The organism is Bradyrhizobium sp., assembly GCF_027451485.1.
GTDB lineage: Bacteria > Pseudomonadota > Alphaproteobacteria > Rhizobiales > Xanthobacteraceae > Bradyrhizobium.
In genome coordinates, this window is sequence record NZ_DAIDJE010000200.1 from 21,736 (window position 1) to 43,469 (window position 21,734).

The window sequence follows — 21,734 nt, forward strand, 5'->3', positions numbered from 1 at the left end:
GCTATTTCCCGCTGATGTAGCCGGGGATCGCCACGCTGCGCTCGACGAAATGCATGACGATGACGACGACGATGTTGATCAGAAGGTAGAGCACGGTCGCGGCTGTAAAGGCCTCGAACACCTGAAACGAGAATTCCTGCATTGCGCGCGCTGCGGCGGTCAGTTCGATCAGGCCGATGGTGAGCGCGACGGAGGTGTTCTTGATGGTGGACAGAAATTCCGAGGTCAGCGGCGGCAGGACGATACGGACGGCGATCGGCAGCAGTACGTAGCGATAGACCTGTGCCGTCCGCAAACCCAGTGCGGTCGCTGCCATTCGCTGGCCGCGCGGCAGCGAATTTATTCCGGCCCGCGTCTGCTCGGCCACGCGTGCCGACATGAACAAGCCGGTGCCGATCGCGGCCGTGTAGAATGGCGCATTCGGCAACTGTTTCAGCCAAAGTCCCCAGGCGTGCGGGAGTAGTTCCGGCAGGACAAAGAACCACAGGAAGAGCTGCACCAGCAGCGGCATATTGCGGAAGAACTCGACATAGCAGAACCCGAATAAATTGGCGGGCTTTGACGGAAGCGTCCGCATCACGCCGACGATGGCGCCGGTTGCGAGCGCAATCACCCAGGCGGCGAGCGAAGTGACGATCGTCACCATCAGCCCGGACAACAGCATGTCGAGATAAGTGCCGGTCCCGTTCGGAGACGGCTCAAAGAAGATGTGCCAGTTCCAGTGATAGTTCACGGCCGCCTCGTTCCTAAGCCAAGTGTGGCCACCAGGGCCGATCCAACAGAAGGCAGTGGTTTTCCTGTCATCTTCCCCGCCTCGGCCATGTCTGACACGACCATCCCTTTTTCTTCGAATTCGCTGCAAGGATCGGGCCGCCGACCGGCCCGATCCGACATCACGCGATCGGAGTCCGGATGGAAGGAGTCCGATCGGCTCGCGTCACACCAAGCGCCGCCTGCGCGACGAACCAAGGCACAACAACAGCAAGGCCCATCGCGCGTACGCGTGGCATCGGCATTCCCTGCTCCCGCGCACGGATCCGGAAAGGCGGGAACCGGTTCTCTGCAAAAAGCGTGGTCTCCAGGGCTCGACCCGAGGGATCATGCGCAAACAATCGTCGCCTCACATCGCCTTGTAGGAAGCCGGGTCGGGCGAATCGGAAGGATGGGCGAACTCATACTTCAGCTCGGGTCCGAGCGGCACCTTGAGATTGAGGCCCTTCGGCGGAATCTTTGCCATGAACCATTTGTTGTAGATCTTTTCGCCCTCGCCGCTCTTGTAGAGCGCTGCGGTCGCCGCATCGACCACCTTCTTGAACGGCACATCGTCCTTGCGCAACATGATGCCGTAGGGCTCCGGCTTGGAGAACGCATCGGTGGAGATGACGTAGGCGTCCGGATCCTTGGAACTCGCGACAAAGCTGGCGAGAAGAATGTCGTCCATCACGAAGGCGACGGCGCGGTCGCTTTCCACCATCAGGAAGGCTTCGGCGTGGTCTTTCGCCGGGATGATGTTGATGCCGAGATTGCGCGCGGCATTGGCCTCGTTAAGCTGCTTGATGTTGGTGGTGCCGGAGGTCGAGACTACCGACTTGCCCTTCAGGTCATTGATCGAGTTGATGTGGCTCGCCTTCTTCGAGACGAAGCGGCTCGCCGTAAGGAAGTGGGTGTTGGTGAACCAGACCTGCTTCTCGCGCTCGGCGTTATTGGTGGTCGAGCCGCATTCGAGGTCGATGGTGCCGTTGGCCATCAGCGGAATACGGGTGGCCGACGTCACAGGGTTGAGCTTGACCTCCAGCTTGTCGAGCTTGAGCTCCTTCTTCACGGCATCGACGATCTTGTAGCAGATGTCCATGGCGTAGCCGACTGGCTTCTGATTGTCGTCGAGATAGGAGAAGGGAATGGAGGAATCGCGATAGCCGAGCGTGATCGTGCCGGTCTCCTTGATGTTCTTCAGCGTTCCCGTCAGTTCCTGCCCCATCGCCGGCCATGAGAGCGCAACGGCGAAGGCTGCGCCTGCAACAAGCGTTCGTTTCATGAATGGACTCCCTGTTTGTCCGACTTGGAATGATTTCGAATCTGGTCGAGGACGGGCGCGATGTAGCGGCGAAACTGTGCCGGGTTTTCGCTCATCGGAAAATGGCCGAGTTGCTCCATGATAGTGACGTGAGCGCCCTGGATAGCTGCTGCCGTACGGACCGTGTCTTCCGGCGTGCAGGAAAAATCGTATTCCCCGGTAAGCAGATAAAGCGGACAGGCGGCGGTGTCGATCCCCTCGAGACGCCCTCGCAGGTCGCCGTCGACCCGATAGAAGTAAAGGTCGCCCTTGAACACGCCGGGACCGCCCTGCTTGTAGCACCAGAGCGTCTCGGCTCGGGCGGCTTTCGGGCTTTGCGGCGCGATGAGGCCGGACACCAGGGCGGCGCAGACTTCGCCGCCGTGGACATCCGGCCGGTTGAGCCAGCTCGTATCATACCAAGGCGCCTGAAAATCGGCCGCTTCGAGCCCGATCAAGGCGCGAAATTCGCTTGCGTGTTCGATCGCAAGGTTGAGCACGATGCGGCCACCGATGGAGCAGCCCATCACCACGGGCTTGTCGAGTCTCAGTGCCCGGCAGAACGCCAGAATCGTTTCGGTGTAACGCGCGGTAGTGAGACGGTATTCCGAACCATCCCAGCTTTCCGGCGGGTTCGATTTGCCATGCCATGGCATGTCGAATGCAATGATGCGGAAATGCCTTGCCAATTCCTCGTCGGCGAGCAGATGGCGCCATTGCCGCCCGTCCGAGCCGGCGGTGTGCAGGCAGACCAGAGGAATGCCTGCACCATTCTCCTCGAAATAAATCCGACAGTTTTCCCCGCCGACGTCGACATGGACGTAGCGGCCGGCGATCGGCTCGATCGCGCCACTCATGCCGCCCTCCCCGGCGCGAAACGCGGCAGCGCCAGCAGATCCTTGAAATACTGCAAATGCGTCATGAAGGGATGCAGGTCGCCTTCGAGACTGGCCTCTTTCCGCTTGGTCAGCGCCAGAAGATCGTGCCAACCGGGCCGCGGCATCGGCTGCCAATATTCCGCCCAGGCGGCAGATGACGCCCGGAAGGCAAAGCGCCAGGAACGCATCAACACGGGTGCCGCCGTCATATCGACGATGGCACCTTCGCGGATCGACACGTGAAAGGGATGATCGGCCGGCCCCAAAAGGCAGTCGCAGGTGAGCATGCGGCCGCGAACGACAAGGTCAGGCGTTCGGCCGAGCATTGCGGGAATTCCGGCAAAAAGCTCGGCTATCGCAGCATCGCTGGCGCTTGACGACGTCATAGGCATTTATGGTCCGAACCTCTGGCCGTCGCAAGCCGACCTTGGGGCCGGAAGGCGCGGCTGCGCCACAACCGGTGTCCCGGTTCTGGCATTCGTACCATATCGCGGCAGGCAGCTTTACGAATGTCAGAACCACAGCGACACTTGCAAGCATCTGATTCTGGTGTGGCTTTGATACTGACGTTCCTACGAAGAACTCGCAATGACACTGGGACACGTCAGTGTCGCCACACAAGTCACGGTTAATACTTGCGCGCCGTCACCCGCGCCGTATGGATGGTCAAGAGCGTCGCCAGGCTCAGGGTCGCAACCGCTGTCAGGTAATAGCCGGGCGCGAGGGCGCCGATCAGGGCGAAACCGCCGAGCCATGTCATGGTCGCCGGCCCCATGCCGCCGAACAATGTGACACCAATATTATAGCCAAGGCCGAGCCCCGTCGCTCGCGTCGCCGCCGGCAGCAGTTCCGCCATCAAGGCCGCGAGCGGCCCGTAATAAAGCGCCTTCAGCGTCGACAGCCAGAACACCGCAAAGATGATCACCGCCGGCACCGGATCTTTCGTGATCAGCAAGAACATCGGAAAGATCGAGAACAGAAGCAGGATATTGGCGGCGATCATATGCCGGGTCCGGCCGACCCGGTCGGAAATCATCCCGGCAAAGGGCGTAAGGCCCGTCACCATGATGCCGCCGACGAAGGTCGCAGTGAAACCTGCGACGGGCGGCAAGTGGAAATTTTTGACCACATAGGTCGGCATGTAGATGATCAGATAGTTGACTGCGGTCGAGAGCGCGAGTGCGCCGATGCCGAGCAGGACGCGCGACTTCTGATTCAGGAATATCTCCTTCACCGGCGAGCCCTGCGCGGCGGGCGGCGCGGTGGCATCTTCCAGGTGATTGCGGATATAGATGCCGATCGGGCCGATCAGGACGCCGAACAGAAACGGAATGCGCCAGCCCCAGGACGAGAGGTCTTCCGGTGCCATCCAGGCGGTGAGCACGACGCCGAAGCTCGAAGCCAGCAAATTGCTGAAGCCCTGGCTGGCAAATTGCCAGCTCGCGATGAAGCCGCGCCGGTCGGGCCGGTGCTCGACCAGAAAGGCCGTGGAACTGCCGAACTCGCCGCCTGCCGAAAATCCCTGCACCAACCGCGCCGCGATCACCGCAATCGGTGCCGAAATGCCGATGGTGCCAAAGGTCGGCATCACGGCGACCGCAAACGTGCCGAGCGTCATCAGCGCGACGGAGAACAACAGCGAGGCTTTTCGCCCCCTGCGGTCGGCATAGGCGCCGAGCACAACCGATGGGACGTGCGAGGTAAGCGAGGCCGAACGTTCCGAAGGTCAGCAGCAGCGAGGTCCTCGGGTTGTCGTTCGGGAAGAACGCCCGCGAGATATAGACCGCGAAATAGCCGTAGACCGTGACGTCGTACCACTCGAGCGCATTGCCGATCGAGGTCGCGACCACGAGCCGCGTGATGTTTTTCTCGACGCCGGCCTTCGATGCCTCGGCTGATGCCGTCACGGTCATGCAATTTCTCTTCAGTTCAGAGGGGCGCTTTCAATTCGCCAAGATCCCAGAACAGGCCGGCCATGATACCGAGCGCTTCTTCGGTCACCGACAACAGGATGTGCTCGTCAGGCGCGTGCTGCGAGCAGCCGGGATAGGAATGCGGCACCCACATCGTCGGTATCTTGAGAATGTCGGTGAACACATCGTTGGGCAGCGAGCCGCCGAAATTCGGCAGCACAGCGGGCGCCTTTCCGGTCGTCTTGCGGATCGATTCCGCCGTCCAGTTGATCCAGGGGCTGTCCAGATCTGTGCGCGAGGCTGCGAACCGCTGCGTCGCGGAAACCTCGACCATCGGAAATCCACGGGCCTGCAAATGCGCGCGGATCGCATCCGCGATGTTGTCGACCCTGGTGCCGACCACAAATCGCAGCTGCAACACAGCCGACGCGCGGCCGGGAATCGCGTTGGCCGGCTTTTCGATGTTGCCGGACGACATCGCCAGCACTTCAAGCGTGTTCCAGGCATAAAGCCGCTCGGCGGCCGACAGCCCCTCCTCGCCCCAGTTCTCCGAGAGCGCCGGCTCATCCGCCATCGGCTTGACTTCGACGTCGGCGAGCGCGGCGCGAATCCGGTTCGACAAGGGCGGCGGCTTTAATGCATCAAGCTGCATACGCCCGCGGCTATCCACCAGAGAGGCGATGGCGCTGGCGAGGATCGTCGCAGGATTGGCGAGCACGCCGCCCCAATTGCCAGAATGATGGCCGCCTTCGCGCAGGTTCACGTCGAGATGAATCCTTATGCCCCCGCGGCAGCCAAGAAACAGCGTCGGCCGTTCCGCCGACAGCCGCGGCCCGTCGGAAGCGAGCAACAGGTCGGCCTTCAAGTCGTCGCGCAGCCTTTCGCAGACCTGCGGCAGGTCCGGCGAGCCAATTTCCTCGCCCATCTCGATGATAAATTTCACATTGAAGCCAAGCCTGCCGCCGCGCGCCTCCCGGACGGCGCGGAGTGCCGCCATGTTGATGCTGTGCTGGCCCTTGTTGTCGGCGGTGCCGCGGCCGTAGAGGCGGTTGCCGATTTGCGTCGTGCGCCATGGATCGAGATTGCCCCGCCAATCGCCGGCCATGCCGTCGACCACATCGCCATGGCCGTAGACCAGGACGGTCGGCGCCGAATCGCTCTCGCGATATTCGGCGAGCAGATAGGGACCTTTTCCGGCCGGGGACTCGATCAGCCGGGTCGAAAAGTCCATTGCCTTGAAGGCCGGCTGAAGTTCGTCGGTCAGATAGGCGCGCAGCGCCGCATGCTTCTCAGGGTTCTGGCTTTCGGTCTGATAGGCAACCCGGCGACTGAGTTCATCGAGAAATTCTCCCGAGCGCAGCATGGTCTGGGCACGGGCGATGGTATCGGTTCTGGTCATGGGATCTTTTTGGCTGGTGGGAGTTGGCATTTTCGATGCAGTCACGTTAACGGGACAAGCTGCGGGCTGGAAGTGTTCTGCTCTTTGCTAATTGCATTGGGGATGCGACAATTCGAGCAAACGGACCGCTCGAAGCGGCCAACCCAGGGGAGAACGCCATGAACACCATTCTGCGCCTTGCCGCGGCCGGGCTGTTGCTCACGGGTTCCGCATTCGCCTTGACCAGCGAACGCATGCCGGAAATGACGCTTGACCAGATGACGCCGGCCCAGCGCAGCATTGCTGAAGCGATCATCCACGGGCCGAGAGGCCGGATGAGCGGGCCGTTCAATACCTGGCTGCGCAGCCCCGTACTGGCGGATCGGCTGCAAAAGGTCGGCGAATATGTCCGCTTCAACACCTCGCTCGACAAACGCATCAACGAGATGGCAATCCTGATGACGGCGCAGGCGTGGGGCGCGCAATATGAGTGGTACGCCCACGCTCCGCTCGCGCTCAAGGCCGGGCTTGATCCTTCGGTGGTGGCCGCGATTGGCGCCGGCCGCAAGCCAGATAACATGAAGGCAGACGAGGCGACGGTCTGGGAATTCATCACGCAGCTTCGCCGTGACCACAATGTCGACGACGCGATCTACGCCAAGGCGCTCGGAGACTTTGGCGAGCAGGGTATCGTCGACCTGATCGCCGTGAACGGCTATTACGACGTGGTCTCGATGACGCTCAACGTCGCGCATGTCAGGCCACCGGCGGGAGCCGAGATGCCGTTCAAGCAGGCCGGCGAGTAACATTCCTCTGCTGATCATCGCGGAGGCCGCGGTGCCTTCCCGATGCCCCACCGAAAGTCACCTCGCATGAAAAAAGAAATCCGGCTGAACGCTTTTGCGATGAATTGCGTCGCCCATCAATCGCCGGGACTGTGGACGCATCCGCGCGACCGCACCGCCGACTACAACCGACTGCCCTATTGGCTTGATCTCGCCAGGACGCTCGAGCACGGACGGTTCGACGGCCTGTTTCTGGCCGACGTGCTCGGCGTCTACGACGTGTTCGGCAATAGCCACGACGCGGCCGTGCGCAACGCCGCGCAAACCCCGGTCAACGATCCGATGCTGGTGATCCCGGCCATGGCCGCGGTGACCGAAAATCTCGGCTTCGGCGTGACGTCCAACCTGTCCTACGAACCGCCCTATACGTTCGCACGAAGAATGTCGACGCTCGATCATCTCACCGACGGGCGGGTCGGCTGGAACGTCGTCACCGGCTATCTCGACAGCGCCGCAAAGGGCGCCGGCAAGGACAAGCAGACCGGACACGACGATCGTTACGACATCGCCGACGAATATATGCAGGTGGTCTACAAGCTCTGGGAAGGCAGCTGGGAACACGACGCGGCGCTACGCGATCGCGCGCGTGGCATCTTTGCTGACCCTGCGAAGGTGCATCGCGTCCAGCACGAGGGAAAGAACTTTCGCCTCGACGCCATCCACCTCTGCGAGCCATCGCCGCAGCGCACGCCGGTGCTGTATCAGGCCGGGACGTCGCCGCGCGGTCGACAGTTCGCAGCTCAACATGCCGAATGTGTCTTCATGTCGGGGCCTTCGGCAAAAGTCATTGCGCCGCGCGTCTCCGGCATTCGCGAACTCGCGGCGAGCGCGGGGCGCAACTCCGCCGAGATCCTGATGTTCTCGATGTTCACCGTGATCCTCGGCGAGACCGAGGCCAAGGCCAAGGCGAAATACGAGGAGTATCGCAGCCACGTCAGTCCGGAAGGCGCGCTGGTGCTGATGTCCGGCTGGACCGGCGTCGATTTCTCGGGCTACGACCTCGACCAGCAGGTGCGGCATGTCGAGAACGACGCCGGTCGCTCGGCGATGGACAACATCACCCGCGCCGACCCTGACCGGGTCTGGACCGTGCGCGAAGTCGCCCAGCATGTCGGCATCGGCGGCATCGGGCCTGTGGTGGTGGGCACGCCGGAACAAGCCGCCGATGCCATCGAAGCCTGGTTCGATCAGACCGATGTCGATGGGCTCAACATGCCGTTTGCGGTCTCGCCCGGCGATTTCGAGGACATCACCGACATGCTGGTACCGGAACTGACGCGGCGCGGCCGCTACAAGACGGCATACAGGCAAGGCACGTTGCGCGAAAAACTGTTCGGCGCAGGCCGCGCGCGGCTCGATGCGCCGCATCCGGCGGTGCAGTATCGGCCAGGTTATGGCCCGTAGGCCACACGAATGCCGGGAGGGATGGATTCCCGGTCTGCACCTTCGGCGTATCCCGGAATGACAGGGCCCTCACACCGTCCCGTCCACCATCACCTCGATCAGCTTGGCGCCCGGACGGCTGAAGGCGGAGGTCAGCGTCGACTTCAGTTCCTTGGGGTCGCTGATCCGTATCGCTTCACAGCCGAGCGACCTGGCGACACCGGCGAAGTCCACCGGCGGATCGGCGAAGTCCATGCCCACGTAATGATCGTCGCCATGAAAGGCGAGCAGTCGCTGCTTGATGATCCGATAGCCACCGTTGTTGGCGATCACGACGTTCAGCGGCAATTTGTGATGCGCAGCCGTCCACAGCGACTGGATCGAATACATCGCGCTGCCATCGCCTGAGAAACAAACCACGGGACGATGCGGATTGGCGAGGCTGACGCCGACCGATGCCGGCAATCCCCAGCCGATGCCGCCGGAAGCCAACGCATGATAGCCATAGCGGTCGCGGTGCGGCCGCAGCGCCAGCATCTGCCGCGACGAGGTCAGTCCTTCATCGACGACAATGGCGTTCCCCGGCAGCGCCTCGACCACCTGCAGGGTCAGATAATCCGGATCGATCGGCGTCGAATTGCCGCGTTGGGCGAGCTGCCCGACCAGTGACGCGCGGCGCGCCGTCCAGTTGGTCGACGACAAAGCGGCAATACCCTTGTTGGCCTTGGTCTCCAGGGCCGCGCCGCCCTTGGCCTTCAGCGCTGGCAGCAGCGCCCGCAACGTTTCCTTCACGTCCGCCTTGAGCGCGATCTCCGCGCCGTAATTCTTGGCGAGGTCCCATTCGACGAGACCGATCTGCACGATCGGCAGGCCCTCCGGCAGGGGATCGGTCTCACTATGCACCGACATCCGCAGCGGATCGGCGCCGAGCGCGATCAACAGATCAAAAGGCGCGAGAACGTCGCGCACCTGCGGCTGCGAGCGCGACAGCGCGCCGATGAAACATGGGCTCTCTGACAAGAAGTGCGCACCATAGGGGACCGACTGCTGAAACGCCGGACAGCCGAGCGCTTCGGCCAGTTGTGCCGCTTCCTGCAAGGCATCGCTTTTGACGATCTCATCGCCGGCGATGATCACCGGCCGCTCGGCCTTGAGGATTCGGAGGGTAAGCGCCTGCAACGCCTCGTCGGACGGCTTCACGCGAGCGTCGACGCGGGTCGAACGGCCGAGCTCGATGCCGGCCTCGGAATTGAGAATGTCGCCGGGCAGCGAGATGAAGACCGGGCCGGTCGGCGGCGTGGTCGCGATCTTGGCGGCGCGGCGCACGATCCGCGGCAGATCTTCCAGCCGAGTCACCTCGACGGCCCATTTCACCAAGGGCTCCGCCATGCGCACCAGCGGGCCATATAACAGCGGCTCCATCAGCCCATGGCCCTGCTCCTGCTGGCCGGCGGTCAAAATCATCGGCGTGCCGGTGAAATGCGCGTTGTAGAGCGAGCCCATCGCGTTCCCCAGGCCCGGCGCGACGTGAACATTGCATGCGACAAGGCGCCCCGAGGCGCGGCTGTAGCCGTCGGCGATGGCAACGACGAGGCTCTCCTGCATCGCCATCACATAGGTGAGGTCGGGATTATCCCTCAGCGCGTGCATGATCGGCAATTCGGTCGTGCCGGGATTGCCGAACAGGTGTGTAATGCCTTCGTCCTTGAGCAAGGCCAGGAACGCCGAGCGGCCGGTGATGCGATTTTTCATGTTTCCTCTGGCTTCTGTTCTTGCGTTCTCAAGCAGCGCGCCGATGCATCATGAGCAAACTCCCACCGATCAGGCAAGAAACCGCCTACATGGCAGCTCTGCGCGTCAAAACATGCCTTCGCGATCGTTGCGAGGCCGCCTCTTTGTGCGATGCCACACCACGCCGGGAAACCCCTTCAACGGCACCAGCGGCTCGCCGGCATAAGCCCATTCCTGCAACTCCTCGATGGCGATGTGATAGAGCGGCTGCCGACCGGTGCGGCCGGTGAACAGCGCGCGCGGAATGTTGACCATGTGCGGAGAGTGCGGGCGTTCAAAGATCAAGGGCGAGCCGCACGATTTGCAGAAAGAACGCCGGGTTTTCGTCGCAGCGTCTTCGAAGTGCGAGATGTTCTCTTCACCCGTAGTGATGCGAAAACGCCTGCGCCAGCTTCCGATATAGGTCGCGTAGGCCGCGCCGTGGGCGCGGCGGCTCGCCGCGGAATGATCGTGCCAGGCCCAGCGCGCCGGTACGTCGATCTCGAAAGCGACGCTGCCGCAGAGGCATTGCCCTTTCGCGACGCCGGCGGCTTTGGTTGGTTTCGCCATTGGCTCTCCCTCGGTCATTGCGAGCAACGGGTCGCGCGGATGCGCACCCGATGACAGGCTCCGCGAAGCGAGCCAGCCGCACAAGATAGACTGGATTGGTTCGGAGCTCAGGCTCCTCGCAACGAGGACTAGCGCCCACTTTCCGAAGTTCGTGTTACGTCGCAGCAACCGCCTTCACGAACTTCGGAAAGTCATGGGCGCTAGTAAGCTTATTGATTACCGCTTTATCGATCTGAAGTCCCTGATCGAATTCACCGCTTTCGGTGCAGGGACTTCAGATCGGCGGTACTAGGCCGGCGCCATCTCGTCGTAAACCGGGTAATCCGTGTAACCGGCTTCCCCGCCGCCATAAAAGGTCGCGCGGTTATAGGGCGTGAGCGGGAAGCCGTGCCGCAGCCGGCGCGGCAGATCTGGATTGGAAATGAAGATGCGGCCGAATGCGATCGCGTCGGCATGACCTTGCGCGATGGCGGCTTCCGCAGTTTCGCCGGTAAAGCCGCCGGCCGAAATCAAGACACCGTTCCAGAGAGGGCGGAACAGCACCATCGCCGACGGCACGTTCTGCCAGTTGACCTCCGCGCGCCCCGCCCCGCTCGATCGCGGCTCGATGAAATGCAGATAAGCGAGCCCCAGCGCATCGAGCGCCTTGATCACATGGGTATAGAGCGGCATCGGATCCGCCTCGCCGCTGCCGTTGGCGATGCCGTAAGGCGATAGCCGCACGCCGACGCGCTCCGCACCCCAAACGCCACTGACTGCCTGGGTAATCTCCAGGAGTAGCCGCGCGCGGTTTTCGATCGAACCGCCATATCGGTCGGTCCGCAAATTGGTGTGAGATTGCAGGAACTGCTCGAGCAGATAGCCGTTGGCGCCGTGCACTTCGACGCCATCGAAGCCGGCCTCCTTGGCGTTGACCGCCGCCTGCCGGAACGCCTCGACGACCTGTTCGATCTCTTCAGTCTCAAGCGCACGCGGAGTCTCGTAAGGCACCATCTTGCCATCGGCGGTCATCGCCAGCATGCCGTTGCCGGTGATCGGAACTGCCGAGGGCGCCACGGGCATCGCGCCGCCGGGCTGAAACGATGAATGCGAGACGCGGCCGACATGCCAGAGCTGAAGGAAAATCAGACCGCCCCGCGCATGGACGGCGTCGACCACGGCGCGCCATCCCGTAATCTGCGCTTGCGAATAGATGCCGGGCGTGCCCGGATTGCCGCGTCCGGTCGCCTGGACCGGCGAGGCTTCGGCGATCAGCATGCCGCCTGGCGTAGCGCGTTGCGCGTAATATTCCGCGTTCAGCTGACGCGGCGCGAAACTCGTTCGATCCGCTCGCATTCTTGTCAACGGCGCCATCACGACGCGATGGGCAAGCCGGTAGGGACCGACCTGAAGCGGTGAAAACAGGTGAGGAAAATTCATAGGTTGCGCCCCGGAAATGTCTTTGCCGCAATTTGCGATCAAGCTTGTAACCGTAAAACCATGCCTGTTGCGATAGCCTGAAGGGAAGACCTCCCATGCCTCATCCCGTTATGTCCCCCGACAACGTCGCCGTCATCACCGGAGGCGCCGGTGGCATTGGATTTGCCGCCGCCAAGCGGTTCGCCCGGCTCGGCATGAAGGTGTGCGTCGCCGATTCCGGCAAGGACCGGCTGGCTACCGCCGAGGCCGAACTGGTCTCGATTTCGCCGGGCGGGGCGACCAGGGTAATGGCGATGGCGGTAGATGTCAGCCGTGCTGACGAGGTGTCAAAGCTGGAAGACGCCGTGCATGAGCGCTTCGGCGGCACGGATCTCCTGATGAACAACGCCGGCATTCAACCCGGCAGCAGCCTGTTCGGCAAGCCGGACAATTGGGAGCGAATTCTGACCGTGAACCTGTGGGGGGTAATCAACGGCTCAAGGATTTTTGGACCACGCATGATCGAGCGCGGCAGGCCGGGCCTGATCATCAACACGGGCTCAAAGCAGGGCATCACCACCCCGCCCGGCGATCCTGCCTACAATGTCGCGAAGGCCGGCGTGAAGGCCTTCACCGAGGCGCTGGAACACGAGTTGCGCAACACCAAGGGCAGCCGTATCAGCGCGCACCTCTTCATTCCCGGCTTCGTGTTTACGGGGCTGACCGCCAAGGGACGGACCGAAAAGCCGGCCGCGGCCTGGACGCCGGAGCAAACCGTCGACTTCATGATCGAGCGGGTGGGAAGTGGAGACTTCTACATTCTCTGCCCGGATAATGACGTGCCGCGCCGGCTCGACGAGCGGCGCATCCTCTGGGCTGCGGAAGACATCGTCGAAAACCGTCCCGCGCTATCCCGCTGGCATCCGGACTATGCGGAAGCATTCGCGAAGTTCGTGAAGGAAGGTTGAGCGGCGAGCCTTCGGTTCGCCTTCCTTCACCCGAACCGGTGCCCGCTTCGCTTGAAAACGCGTCAAAGCGTCTCCTGCTTGTGTCCGCATTGCTTGCAGGTGAATTTCGCCCGCGTCACCCCGCGTTCGGCGGAGACGCGGTTCGGCGCGCCGCATTTGCCGCAGACGGTCTCGATGCGAGTATTGCCCTCCTTGATAACCAGCGGCTTGCGCGCCATCGCCTCGCGGATCAGGCGCTCCGCCTCTTCGCGCATTGCCTGCTTCGACATCCGTACGCACCCATCATGATCCCAAGACGGGCGGCTTATAGCACGACAACTGTGTCTTGCTAGTGGTCCCATTCCAACATTCGCATCACTTCTCAGCTGACACTGTTGCGATTGTTAGATTCGAAGGTCACCAGCAAATGCTAGATTTCCAGTGAAGTTTGGCATTTGACGTTCGCTTTACGAGTTTGCGGCCGCGTGGGGAACGAATGTCAAATACACCTCACTGGCGTCGCGTCGGTTTCATGTCTCAACAATCACATAATTGTCTTCGACGTGAACCGGAAAGGTTTCGGCCACATAGGGTCCCTTGGCCAACGTCTCACCGTCCTCGATGACCACTGGATAGGTTCTGACCTTGACGCGCTGCGGATCGAACCAGGATTGGCCGTTGCGCATGTCGAATTCCCAGCCATGCCAGGCGCAGCGCAACAGTTCGCCAACCCGCGAGCGCTGATAGACCCCGGGTTCCGGCGAGGTCAGCCGCGCCACGCAGGCCGCCTGATCCAGCGGCGCACCGGCGTGAGGGCAGCGGTTGAGCAAAGCGAAGAACTCGCCATTGGCATGGAACACGACCACGTCGCGGCCATCGAGCGTGACCACCTTGTTGCCTCCGGGCGGAATGTCTGACGTGCGGGCGACGATGTGGCGGGTCATGGCAGGCAATCAGAATTTGCGATCACAACTTATAGACGGCGCGGGCATTGGTGTTGAAGATCTTGATCCGTTCAGCCTCGCTGAGCGGCGTCTTGAAGGCAAAGCGCGGATCGTCGAAATCCCAATGCGGATAATCCGACGAAAACAGCAGACGGTCGACGCCGACCCATTCGATCAGCGAACGCAGATGTTTGGCTTCGTCGGGTTCGTCGATCGGCTGCGTCGTGAACCAGAAATGCTCCCGCACATATTCGGATGGACGGCGCTTGAGATGGGGCACCTCGTCGCGGAACCGGTCAAAATGCTGATCCATCCGCCACATCGTCGACGAGATCCAGCCGAAGCCGCCCTCGATGAACACGATCTTCAGCCGTGGGAAGCGCTCCGGCACCCCTTCGAGCACGAGGCTCGTGAGCGACGCCGCCATGGTATGTGCATTCGACTGGTGTTCTTCTGCATAATAAGAGGGCCAGCCGCCAGCGGTGGGCGCGTGACCGCCATAACCGCCGACATGGATACCGAGCGGGAGCCCCAGTTCCTCCGCACGGGCATAGATCGGCCAATAGCGGCGCCGGCCGATCGGCTCGTTGGCCCGCGGCGAGATGTTGATCTGCACATACTGCCCGACCTTGGCGCAACGCTCGATTTCGGCAACGGCCAGGTCCACACCGTCCTGCCCAACCAGGATGGCGGCCTTCAACCGCGGATCGCGGCTGGTCCAGTGCGCCAACTGCCACTCGTTCACGGCGCGCTGGATCGCTGCGCCGAATTCGAGGTTCTGCTGCGAGAAGATGAACATGTCGAGCACCTGCAGCAAGCCGAACTCGACGTCGAGCGGATCGAGATACTGCTTGCGCATGAAATCCAGATCCGAGCCCGGCGGTCCGCCGGTGGGCGGCCACGCGTCGCGGCGCGCGATCAGAGGCGAAGAACGCGGATAAGGCGTGGTTCCCATGTAGGGCGTGCGCAGATGGTCGCCGTAGGTCTTCATATGTTCCTGCCAGCGCCTGGCGAGGTATGGATTGAGATCGGTCCTGGCATGCAGGCTTGGATGGATGTCGCAATCGATGATGCGCAGCCTCGTCCTGGCCGGCTTTTCCTGATCGAGCAGCGGGCGGTCGATGACTTCACTCATGCGATCCTCCTGATCTCTGTTTCCGGATCATGATCTCAATCAAGCCGCGAGCGAAAGCCGCGGGAAGGTTTCAAGCGGATTGTCCGCGCACATGCGCGTCACGATAGAGGCCGGCAGATGCGGCGGAACGGCGTCGTCGCCATCGAACTGCCAGTGCGGATAGTCGGAGGCAAACAGGAACATCTTGTCCGAGCCGATCATCTCGATGATGTCGGCAACACCGGCCGCATCCGGCGGCGCGTCGAACGGCTGCATGGTGACGCGAACATGGTCGCGCACGATCGACGCCGGCTCGCGATCGACCCACGGCACCTCGACCCGGACGCCGCGCCAAGTCTTGTTGGCGCGCCACATGAAGGCCGGCAGCCAGGTGACGCCGGATTCCATCAGCACGACCTTCAGGTTCGGAAATTTCAGGAACACGCCCTCATAGATCAGGCTGAGCACCTGGGCCTGAAACGCCTGCGCCTCGGCGAGATAATATTCGTAGCGATAGGAGGGCCAGCCGACCGAGCTCGGGGCCTGCCGATAGGCGCTGCCGGCGTGGATAGCGAGCGGCAGCTGATGCTTCTCCGCCGCCTGCCACACCGGCCAATAATGCCGGCGGCCAAGCAGGGTCTCGCCCTGTGCCAGCACCAAGACAGAGACGAATCTTTTGTCGGCGGCACGGCGTTCGATTTCCTCGATCGCGAGATCCGGCGCCTGCCATGGAATCACGATCGAGGCACGCAGACGCGAATCGCGATCCAGCCACTCGGCTGCGATCCAGTCGTTGATCGCCTTGCAGAAGGCGGACGCCATGTAGGGATCGTACACGGCTTGCGCGCCATAGAGCACGTTGCAAATGGCATGGCTGGCGCCGAGCTGGTCAAAGGCGCCACGCTGGACCATTGCAAGATCGCTGCCGGGCTTGCCGCGCTTCGGCCGCCAGTCGGCCCGGCCGGAGAGGGCCATGTGCGGCGGATAGCTGTTGAGATCGAGGCCATCGATCGCCCGGCTCACCACCTGCTCTTTCCAGTGATCGTCGAGATAGGGCAACAGCGTGGTGCGCGTGCCGCCTATTGCCGGGTGGATATCGCAGTCGATCCGCGTCGCCGCCATGTTCCGTCCCTTGATCTCATTGTTGCGGACCGCCTGGCAGTTCCGCGCTTTTGCGATCAAGTGTGACGCCGTGTCCGGACGAGCGCAAGGGATGCATGAACGTCGGAGCCGCGGAATGCGCGGCGCAACTTCATGGCTGGGATGAGCGTGGCCGATGGCTTTGGATGGTGGGCACGACAGGGATCGAACCTGTGACCCCTACCATGTCAAGGTAGTGCTCTCCCGCTGAGCTACGTGCCCTTAGGTCTTAATCGGGTCGGGGGTCCGTATATCGGCTCCCACGCGGCCAGGCAAGCTTGCAGAGCCGCGTTTTCGAGACGATGGAGGCCCGTTCAGGCCGCCAGCATCTTGTTAACTTCGGTGACGAGTTCGCGCAGGTGAACCGGCTTGGACAGCACCTTGGCGTTCTTCGGCGCCTCGGAGTCAGCATTGAGCGCCACGGCGGCAAAGCCGGTGATGAACATGATCTTGATGTCGGGATCGAGTTCCGAGGCGCGGCGCGCCAGTTCGATCCCGTCCATTTCCGGCATCACGATATCGGTGAGCAACATCTCAAACGGCTCCTCGCGCAACCGCTGATAGGCCGACATGCCGTTGTCGTGCGGCGAGACCTGAAAACCGGCGTTTTCCAGCGCCTTGACCAGAAAGCGGCGCATATCGTTGTCGTCTTCGGCGAGGAGGATCTTGTGCATGGCAGGGAACGTCGAATCCCGATTGGAGGATTAGTCAGACCACTAAGCCTGACAGAGAGTAAATTTCGGGTGAAAGAACGGCAACGGTGTCCCGGTTCTGACATTCGTGCCTGTCGTGGCGGGTTCGTTTATGAATGTCAGAACCGCTGGGACACCGTCAAATATTGATTTCTAGTGGAGTAGTGGATTTGGCATTCGCTGGGCGAATTCGCGGCAAACTGGGCAGCGAATGCCAAATCCACTCCACTTGTGCCGTCTCACGCCAATATTTGTCGCCCGGATCGGGGCGAGAATCAATCGAACCCGTCAATCGCCGTCGCAAGGCGTGGTTTCGATCGATTCACGGTTTTTTCGCTTGGCACGACGTCCGCGATTACCGACAATAGCACCTCAAAAGCCGCATCGTCCGGGCACAAATGAAAGTGGTTCGAAGGGCGGATTTCAAGGGACGGCGCCGCACGATGACCCAGCCTGAAGAAGAACTGCCGCCGCCGTTCGAGATCGTCGAACCAGCCGCCTGGCGGGCGCCCATCATCTTCAATTCGCCGCATTCCGGCTCGGTCTACCCCGACGAATTCCTGAAAATCTCGCGGATCGATCTGATCGCGTTGCGCCGCTCGGAAGACTCGTTCATGGACGAGTTGATCGCAGGCCTCAGCGGCCTTGGTTTTCCGACCGTGAGCGTGAACTTTCCGCGCTCTTATGTCGACGTCAACCGCGAGCCTTATGAACTCGATCCGCGGATGTTTTCCGGACGGCTGCCAAGCTTCGCCAATACTCGCTCCATGCGGGTGGCCGGAGGGTTGGGCACCATTCCGCGCGTGGTCGGCGACGGGCAGGAAATCTACGGCGAACGCATTGCGGTCGACGATGCACTGGCGAGAATCGAGACGCTCTACAAGCCCTATCACCGCGCCCTTCGCCGCCTGATCAACAAGGCCCATCGGAGCTTCGGTACGGTGATTGTGGTCGACTGCCACTCGATGCCCTCGGTCGGCGTCTCGCGCGAGGAACCGCGGCGGCCGGACGTCGTGATCGGCGATCGCTACGGCACCAGTTGCGCGCCGATCCTCGCCGACAAGGTCGAGGAGACCATGACGCGGCTCGGCTACTCGGTCGGGCGCAACAAACCCTATGCGGGCGGCTTCATTACCGAGCACTACGGCAATCCGGCCTCCGGGCTGCATACCATCCAGCTTGAGCTCAATCGCGCCGTCTATATGGATGAGCGGCGGCGGACGCGCGGCGACCGGTTTGCGCAGGTGGCGACCGATTTCACCGTGCTGGCCGAGGTGCTGGCCTCCATTCCACTGGATGACCTTGAGCCATTCCAGACCGCGGCGGAATGACCGCTCTCGTCTGCGCGATCCCGTGAGCGACGGCGCCATCGCCGTCCGTCGGCACATGACAGTTGCAAGAAAAAAGGGCCGCTTGAATGAACAAGCGGCCCAAGTCTAGGGAGGAAACGCCCAAGGAGGGCAGCGGCAACGCGAAGCGCTACCGCACCGCAACAATATGCGGCCGCGCTGCACAAAGTGCAAGAGTTTTTAATTTATTTCCGGTGCATATCAGGCCACTGCAGCGGGAATGCCACAGAAGGCAGATTTCAAAATTTCTAAAACAGAATCATATGTTTAGATGAAAATCGTTTTCACCCTCCATTGATTCGTCCAACGCCTTTTATTTTTTCGATTTCGTGACCGCTTGCCCTCATTGGAAATTTACCCCTCACCGCAAACCGATTCGCCAGGCCCAAAGCGCCCTTGCCCACTGGCTAGTCTTGCAACGACGGTGCGGAAGGCCCCGGATTGCGCTAGGCAGGGGCCCAGCATCTTATCGTAAGGAAGTATCGTGACGGTCATCGATTTCACCGCCTTCATTGGCCGCCTTGCGACCGCCTCCGGCGAAACCATCCTGCCGTTCTTCCGCACCTCGCTTGGTGTCGACAATAAGGCCGCCCACGATTTCGATCCCGTGACGGAAGCCGACCGGGCAGCTGAAGCGGTGATGCGCCGGCTGATCCAGGCCAACTTCCCCCAGCACGGCATTGTCGGCGAGGAGTTCGGCAATGAGCGCGAGGACGCCGAATATGTCTGGGTGCTGGATCCGATCGACGGCACCAAATCCTTTATCTCGGGCTTTCCGACCTGGGGAACGCTAATCGCTCTGATGCACGAGAAAGCGCCGGTGTTCGGCATGATGCATCAGCCCTTTATCAGCGAGCGCTTCTATGGCGACAACGGCTCGGCGAGCTATTCGGGCTCGGCCGGCGAGCGACGCCTGGCGGTGCGGCGCTGCGCCTCGCTGACGGATGCGACGCTGTTTACGACGAGTCCGCTGCTGATGAATGAGGCCGATCGCGCCACTTTCGGCCGCGTTGCGCAGACTGCGCGGCTGACCCGCTATGGCGGCGACTGTTACTCCTACTGCATGCTCGCGGCCGGCCATCTCGATCTGGTCATTGAAACCGAACTCAAGCCTTACGACATTGCCGCCCTGATTCCGATCATTACCGGCGCCGGAGGCGTCGTGACGACCTGGGAAGGCAAGCCTGCGCAAAACGGCGGCCGCATCATCGCCGCCGGCGATCCGAGAAGCCACGAAGCGGCGCTCAAGCTGCTCAACGACTAGGGAAACCTTCATGAAAGTCTTGCAGGCGTTCGTCGCCGGATTGGCCCTAATGCTTCCAATGGCCTCCGTGATGGCGGAGGACTTTCCAGCGCACCAGATCCGGCTCATCGTTCCGTTCCCGCCCGGCGGCCCCAACGACATTATCGCCCGGGTGATCGGCCAGCGCATGTCAGAGATCATCAAGCAGCCGGTCATCATCGACAATCGCGGCGGCCAGGGCGGAGTGCTCGGCACCGAAGTGCTGGCGAAATCCGCGCCCGACGGTTACACGATCGCGATCTCTAGCGCCGGCGCACTCGCCATCAGCCCGACGATGGAAAAGGTCGCCTACGATCCCCTAAAGGACCTGCAAGCCGTCACCTTGGTGGCGAAGGTGCCGGAGATGCTGGTGGTGGCGACCGACGTTCCGGCCAAGAACATGGCTGAGCTGGTCGCCCTCGCCAAGGCAAAACCAGGAAAGCTCAATTTCGCCTCCTCCGGCCCGGGCAGCCTGCCGCATCTTGCCGGCGAGATGCTCAAGCTCACCGCCAAGATCGATATCGTGCATGTGCCCTACCGTGGCGCGGCACCAGCCGTGAACGACCTGCTCGGCCAGCAAGTGCAGATGGTGTTTCTCGATCTGCCGGTGCTTCTGCCGCTGATCAGGGCCGGAAGCCTGCGCGCCATCGCACTAGCCGCGCCGCAGCGTGCACCTACCGCCAAGGATGTGCCAACCACGACCGAGGTGGGGATGCCCGACGTGCAGGCCGAGAACTGGTACGGCATGGTCGCGCCGGCCGGGACGCCTCCCGCCATCATCGCAAAGCTGAACGAGATCGCGACGGAAGCGATGCGCGACCCGGCGGTGAAGGAGAAACTCGCCGTGCAGGGGGCGGAACTGATCGGCGACAGCCCGGATCATTTCCACGCCTTCATGGAAAGCGAGATCAAGCGCTGGGCAATGGTGATCCAGGACGCCGGCGTCCCGACGGAGAAATAATAGCCCCTACCGCGCCGCCTTGCGCAGATGCTCGACGAGAAGCCTGGCGGGCTTCGGCAGACTCCTGAAGCTGCGGGCACAGATGACAAGCTGCCGGTTGGCCCAGGAATCGCGGATCGCCAGCAAGGTCAGCGGCATGGATTGCGCGCACCGTCGGGCCGCGGCTTCCGGCACAACCGCAACCCCGACACCAGCGGCCACCATGCGGCAGATCGCATCGAAATCGCGTAAGCGCGCCCGGATGCGCAGGCGCATGCCGAGCCGTGCGGCATGTTTGCCGATATGAATGGCGAGCGCGGTGGCGTTGGTCAGCCCGACGAAGTCGCCCTCGCCGACCTCGATAAAGTCGATCTGGCGGCGGCCTGAAAACTCGCTGCGTTTCGGTGCCACCAGCATCAGGCGATCTTCGCCGAAGGCAAACCGCTCGAGATGCTCCGGCAAAGCGTGTTCGGCGGCAAAGCCGAGATCGGCCGCTCCGCTAATGATCGCGCCAACGATATCGCCGCTCTCGCGCTCCTCGACATCGAGACTGATATCAGGATATTCGCGCAGGAACGCCGCCAGCGCCTTCGGCAGATGCTCCGACAGGCCAGCCGTATTGGCCAGCAGATGGACGCTCGCCTTAACGCCGGAGGAAAAGCCGGCGATGTCGCCCTGCATTATCGCGACATTGTGCATGATGATGCGGGCATGGTCGCGCAGGCTTTCGCCGGCGGCCGTAAGCTCGATGCCGCGCCGTCGGCGCCTGACCAGCGCCACGCCGAGGTCGGTCTCGAGGCCTTTGATCCGGGCGCTCGCCGATGCGAGGGCAAGATGGGCGCGCTCAGCGCCGCGGGTGATGCTGCCGCTATCGGCGACTGCCACGAAAAGCTGGAGATCGACCAGATCGACGCGCATGGCCAGGCCTCCCAATCTCCTGCCTTCGTCGTATCCGAAGGCTCATTCAATAAGCTCCAGATTGTGCCGCCGGTGCCGATCGGTCAATGTGCTGGTACCGCCGATCTGAAGTCCCTGCACCACAGGCGGCGAATTCGATCAGGGACTCCAGATCAATAAAGCGGTGCTGAATCAGTAAAGCTCCCCCACCAAGCCGCGGGTCAGGAAAGCGAATGTCAAA

The 21,734-nt window shown here is 62.1% G+C and carries 21 protein-coding genes and 1 tRNA gene; 6 read left to right on the top strand and 16 right to left on the bottom strand.

The window, feature by feature from the left end; all coding sequences use genetic code 11:
- Window position 1 precedes the first annotated feature (1 nt).
- The 6 genes from NEZ08_RS23280 to NEZ08_RS23305 form a co-directional block, all read right to left on the bottom strand.
- Window positions 2–733: an amino acid ABC transporter permease gene (locus NEZ08_RS23280; protein ID WP_298112353.1), complete on the bottom strand. Its 732-nt coding sequence runs from the start codon at window positions 731–733 to the stop codon at window positions 2–4.
- Window positions 734–1,120: 387 nt separating this feature from the next.
- Window positions 1,121–1,978: an amino acid ABC transporter substrate-binding protein gene (locus NEZ08_RS23285; RefSeq protein WP_298112482.1), complete on the bottom strand. Its 858-nt coding sequence runs from the start codon at window positions 1,976–1,978 to the stop codon at window positions 1,121–1,123.
- A gap of 53 nt (window positions 1,979–2,031) precedes the next feature.
- Window positions 2,032–2,910, bottom strand: a complete 879-nt coding sequence (locus NEZ08_RS23290) for an alpha/beta hydrolase (RefSeq protein ID WP_298112356.1) — start codon at window positions 2,908–2,910, stop codon at window positions 2,032–2,034.
- Window positions 2,907–3,323 carry a hypothetical protein gene (locus NEZ08_RS23295; RefSeq protein ID WP_298112358.1) on the bottom strand — a complete coding sequence of 139 codons (417 nt, stop codon included), beginning with the start codon at window positions 3,321–3,323 and terminating at the stop codon, window positions 2,907–2,909. The genes NEZ08_RS23290 and NEZ08_RS23295 overlap by 4 nt, the downstream gene beginning before the upstream one ends.
- 236 nt (window positions 3,324–3,559) lie before the next feature.
- Complete coding sequence (locus NEZ08_RS23300) at window positions 3,560–4,612, bottom strand: MFS transporter (protein WP_367278455.1); 1,053 nt, start codon at window positions 4,610–4,612, stop codon at window positions 3,560–3,562.
- Window positions 4,613–4,860: 248 nt separating this feature from the next.
- Complete coding sequence (locus tag NEZ08_RS23305) at window positions 4,861–6,243, bottom strand: M20 family metallopeptidase (protein ID WP_298112363.1); 1,383 nt, start codon at window positions 6,241–6,243, stop codon at window positions 4,861–4,863.
- Between the two features lie 158 nt (window positions 6,244–6,401).
- On the opposite strand from NEZ08_RS23305, the gene NEZ08_RS23310 reads away from it, so the two are divergent.
- Window positions 6,402–7,028 (top strand): carboxymuconolactone decarboxylase family protein, encoded by a 627-nt coding sequence (locus tag NEZ08_RS23310; RefSeq protein WP_298112365.1) that lies wholly within the window; start codon window positions 6,402–6,404, stop codon window positions 7,026–7,028.
- A 66-nt stretch (window positions 7,029–7,094) separates the two neighbouring features.
- Entirely contained in the window at window positions 7,095–8,471 is a 1,377-nt protein-coding gene (locus NEZ08_RS23315; protein ID WP_298112366.1) for an LLM class flavin-dependent oxidoreductase, read from the top strand.
- Between the two features lie 69 nt (window positions 8,472–8,540).
- Here NEZ08_RS23315 and NEZ08_RS23320 read toward each other — a convergent pair whose 3' ends face one another.
- From NEZ08_RS23320 to NEZ08_RS23330, 3 genes are all read right to left on the bottom strand, one after another.
- Window positions 8,541–10,202 (bottom strand): thiamine pyrophosphate-binding protein, encoded by a 1,662-nt coding sequence (locus NEZ08_RS23320; RefSeq protein ID WP_298112368.1) that lies wholly within the window; start codon window positions 10,200–10,202, stop codon window positions 8,541–8,543.
- 105 nt (window positions 10,203–10,307) lie between these two features.
- Window positions 10,308–10,790, bottom strand: coding sequence for a GFA family protein (locus NEZ08_RS23325; RefSeq protein ID WP_298112372.1), 483 nt, complete (start codon window positions 10,788–10,790; stop codon window positions 10,308–10,310).
- A 288-nt stretch (window positions 10,791–11,078) separates the two neighbouring features.
- Complete coding sequence (locus NEZ08_RS23330; protein ID WP_298112374.1) at window positions 11,079–12,209, bottom strand: alkene reductase; 1,131 nt, start codon at window positions 12,207–12,209, stop codon at window positions 11,079–11,081.
- A gap of 95 nt (window positions 12,210–12,304) precedes the next feature.
- Here NEZ08_RS23330 and NEZ08_RS23335 point away from each other — a divergent pair, with 95 nt between their 5' ends.
- Complete coding sequence (locus NEZ08_RS23335) at window positions 12,305–13,156, top strand: SDR family NAD(P)-dependent oxidoreductase (protein WP_298112377.1); 852 nt, start codon at window positions 12,305–12,307, stop codon at window positions 13,154–13,156.
- A gap of 62 nt (window positions 13,157–13,218) precedes the next feature.
- On the opposite strand, the gene NEZ08_RS23340 is transcribed toward NEZ08_RS23335, so the two are convergent.
- The 6 genes from NEZ08_RS23340 to cpdR form a co-directional block, all read right to left on the bottom strand.
- Window positions 13,219–13,425, bottom strand: coding sequence for a hypothetical protein (locus NEZ08_RS23340; protein ID WP_298112379.1), 207 nt, complete (start codon window positions 13,423–13,425; stop codon window positions 13,219–13,221).
- A gap of 240 nt (window positions 13,426–13,665) precedes the next feature.
- The gene (locus NEZ08_RS23345; RefSeq protein WP_298112382.1) at window positions 13,666–14,079 is read right to left on the bottom strand and encodes a Rieske (2Fe-2S) protein; all 414 of its coding nucleotides are present in this window, start codon (window positions 14,077–14,079) and stop codon (window positions 13,666–13,668) included.
- A gap of 22 nt (window positions 14,080–14,101) precedes the next feature.
- A complete protein-coding gene (locus NEZ08_RS23350) occupies window positions 14,102–15,214 on the bottom strand; it encodes an amidohydrolase family protein (protein ID WP_298112384.1) in 1,113 nt (370 codons plus the stop codon).
- Window positions 15,215–15,253: 39 nt separating this feature from the next.
- Window positions 15,254–16,315, bottom strand: a complete 1,062-nt coding sequence (locus NEZ08_RS23355; RefSeq protein ID WP_298112484.1) for an amidohydrolase family protein — start codon at window positions 16,313–16,315, stop codon at window positions 15,254–15,256.
- A 165-nt stretch (window positions 16,316–16,480) separates the two neighbouring features.
- A tRNA-Val gene (locus NEZ08_RS23360) sits at window positions 16,481–16,555 on the bottom strand.
- A 92-nt stretch (window positions 16,556–16,647) separates the two neighbouring features.
- A complete protein-coding gene (gene cpdR, locus NEZ08_RS23365) occupies window positions 16,648–17,007 on the bottom strand; it encodes a cell cycle two-component system response regulator CpdR (protein ID WP_298112387.1) in 360 nt (119 codons plus the stop codon).
- Window positions 17,008–17,468: 461 nt separating this feature from the next.
- Here cpdR and NEZ08_RS23370 point away from each other — a divergent pair, with 461 nt between their 5' ends.
- The 3 genes from NEZ08_RS23370 to NEZ08_RS23380 all read left to right on the top strand — a co-directional run bounded on the left by NEZ08_RS23370 (window position 17,469) and on the right by NEZ08_RS23380 (window position 20,617).
- Window positions 17,469–18,356, top strand: coding sequence for an N-formylglutamate amidohydrolase (locus NEZ08_RS23370; protein ID WP_298112390.1), 888 nt, complete (start codon window positions 17,469–17,471; stop codon window positions 18,354–18,356).
- Between the two features lie 502 nt (window positions 18,357–18,858).
- The gene (gene hisN, locus NEZ08_RS23375) at window positions 18,859–19,638 is read left to right on the top strand and encodes a histidinol-phosphatase (protein WP_298112393.1); all 780 of its coding nucleotides are present in this window, start codon (window positions 18,859–18,861) and stop codon (window positions 19,636–19,638) included.
- A 10-nt stretch (window positions 19,639–19,648) separates the two neighbouring features.
- Window positions 19,649–20,617: a tripartite tricarboxylate transporter substrate binding protein gene (locus NEZ08_RS23380; protein ID WP_298112396.1), complete on the top strand. Its 969-nt coding sequence runs from the start codon at window positions 19,649–19,651 to the stop codon at window positions 20,615–20,617.
- Between the two features lie 6 nt (window positions 20,618–20,623).
- Here NEZ08_RS23380 and NEZ08_RS23385 read toward each other — a convergent pair whose 3' ends face one another.
- On the bottom strand, window positions 20,624–21,514 hold the full coding sequence (locus tag NEZ08_RS23385; protein ID WP_298112399.1) for a LysR substrate-binding domain-containing protein: 891 nt from the start codon (window positions 21,512–21,514) through the stop codon (window positions 20,624–20,626).
- Window positions 21,515–21,734: the final 220 nt, after the last annotated feature.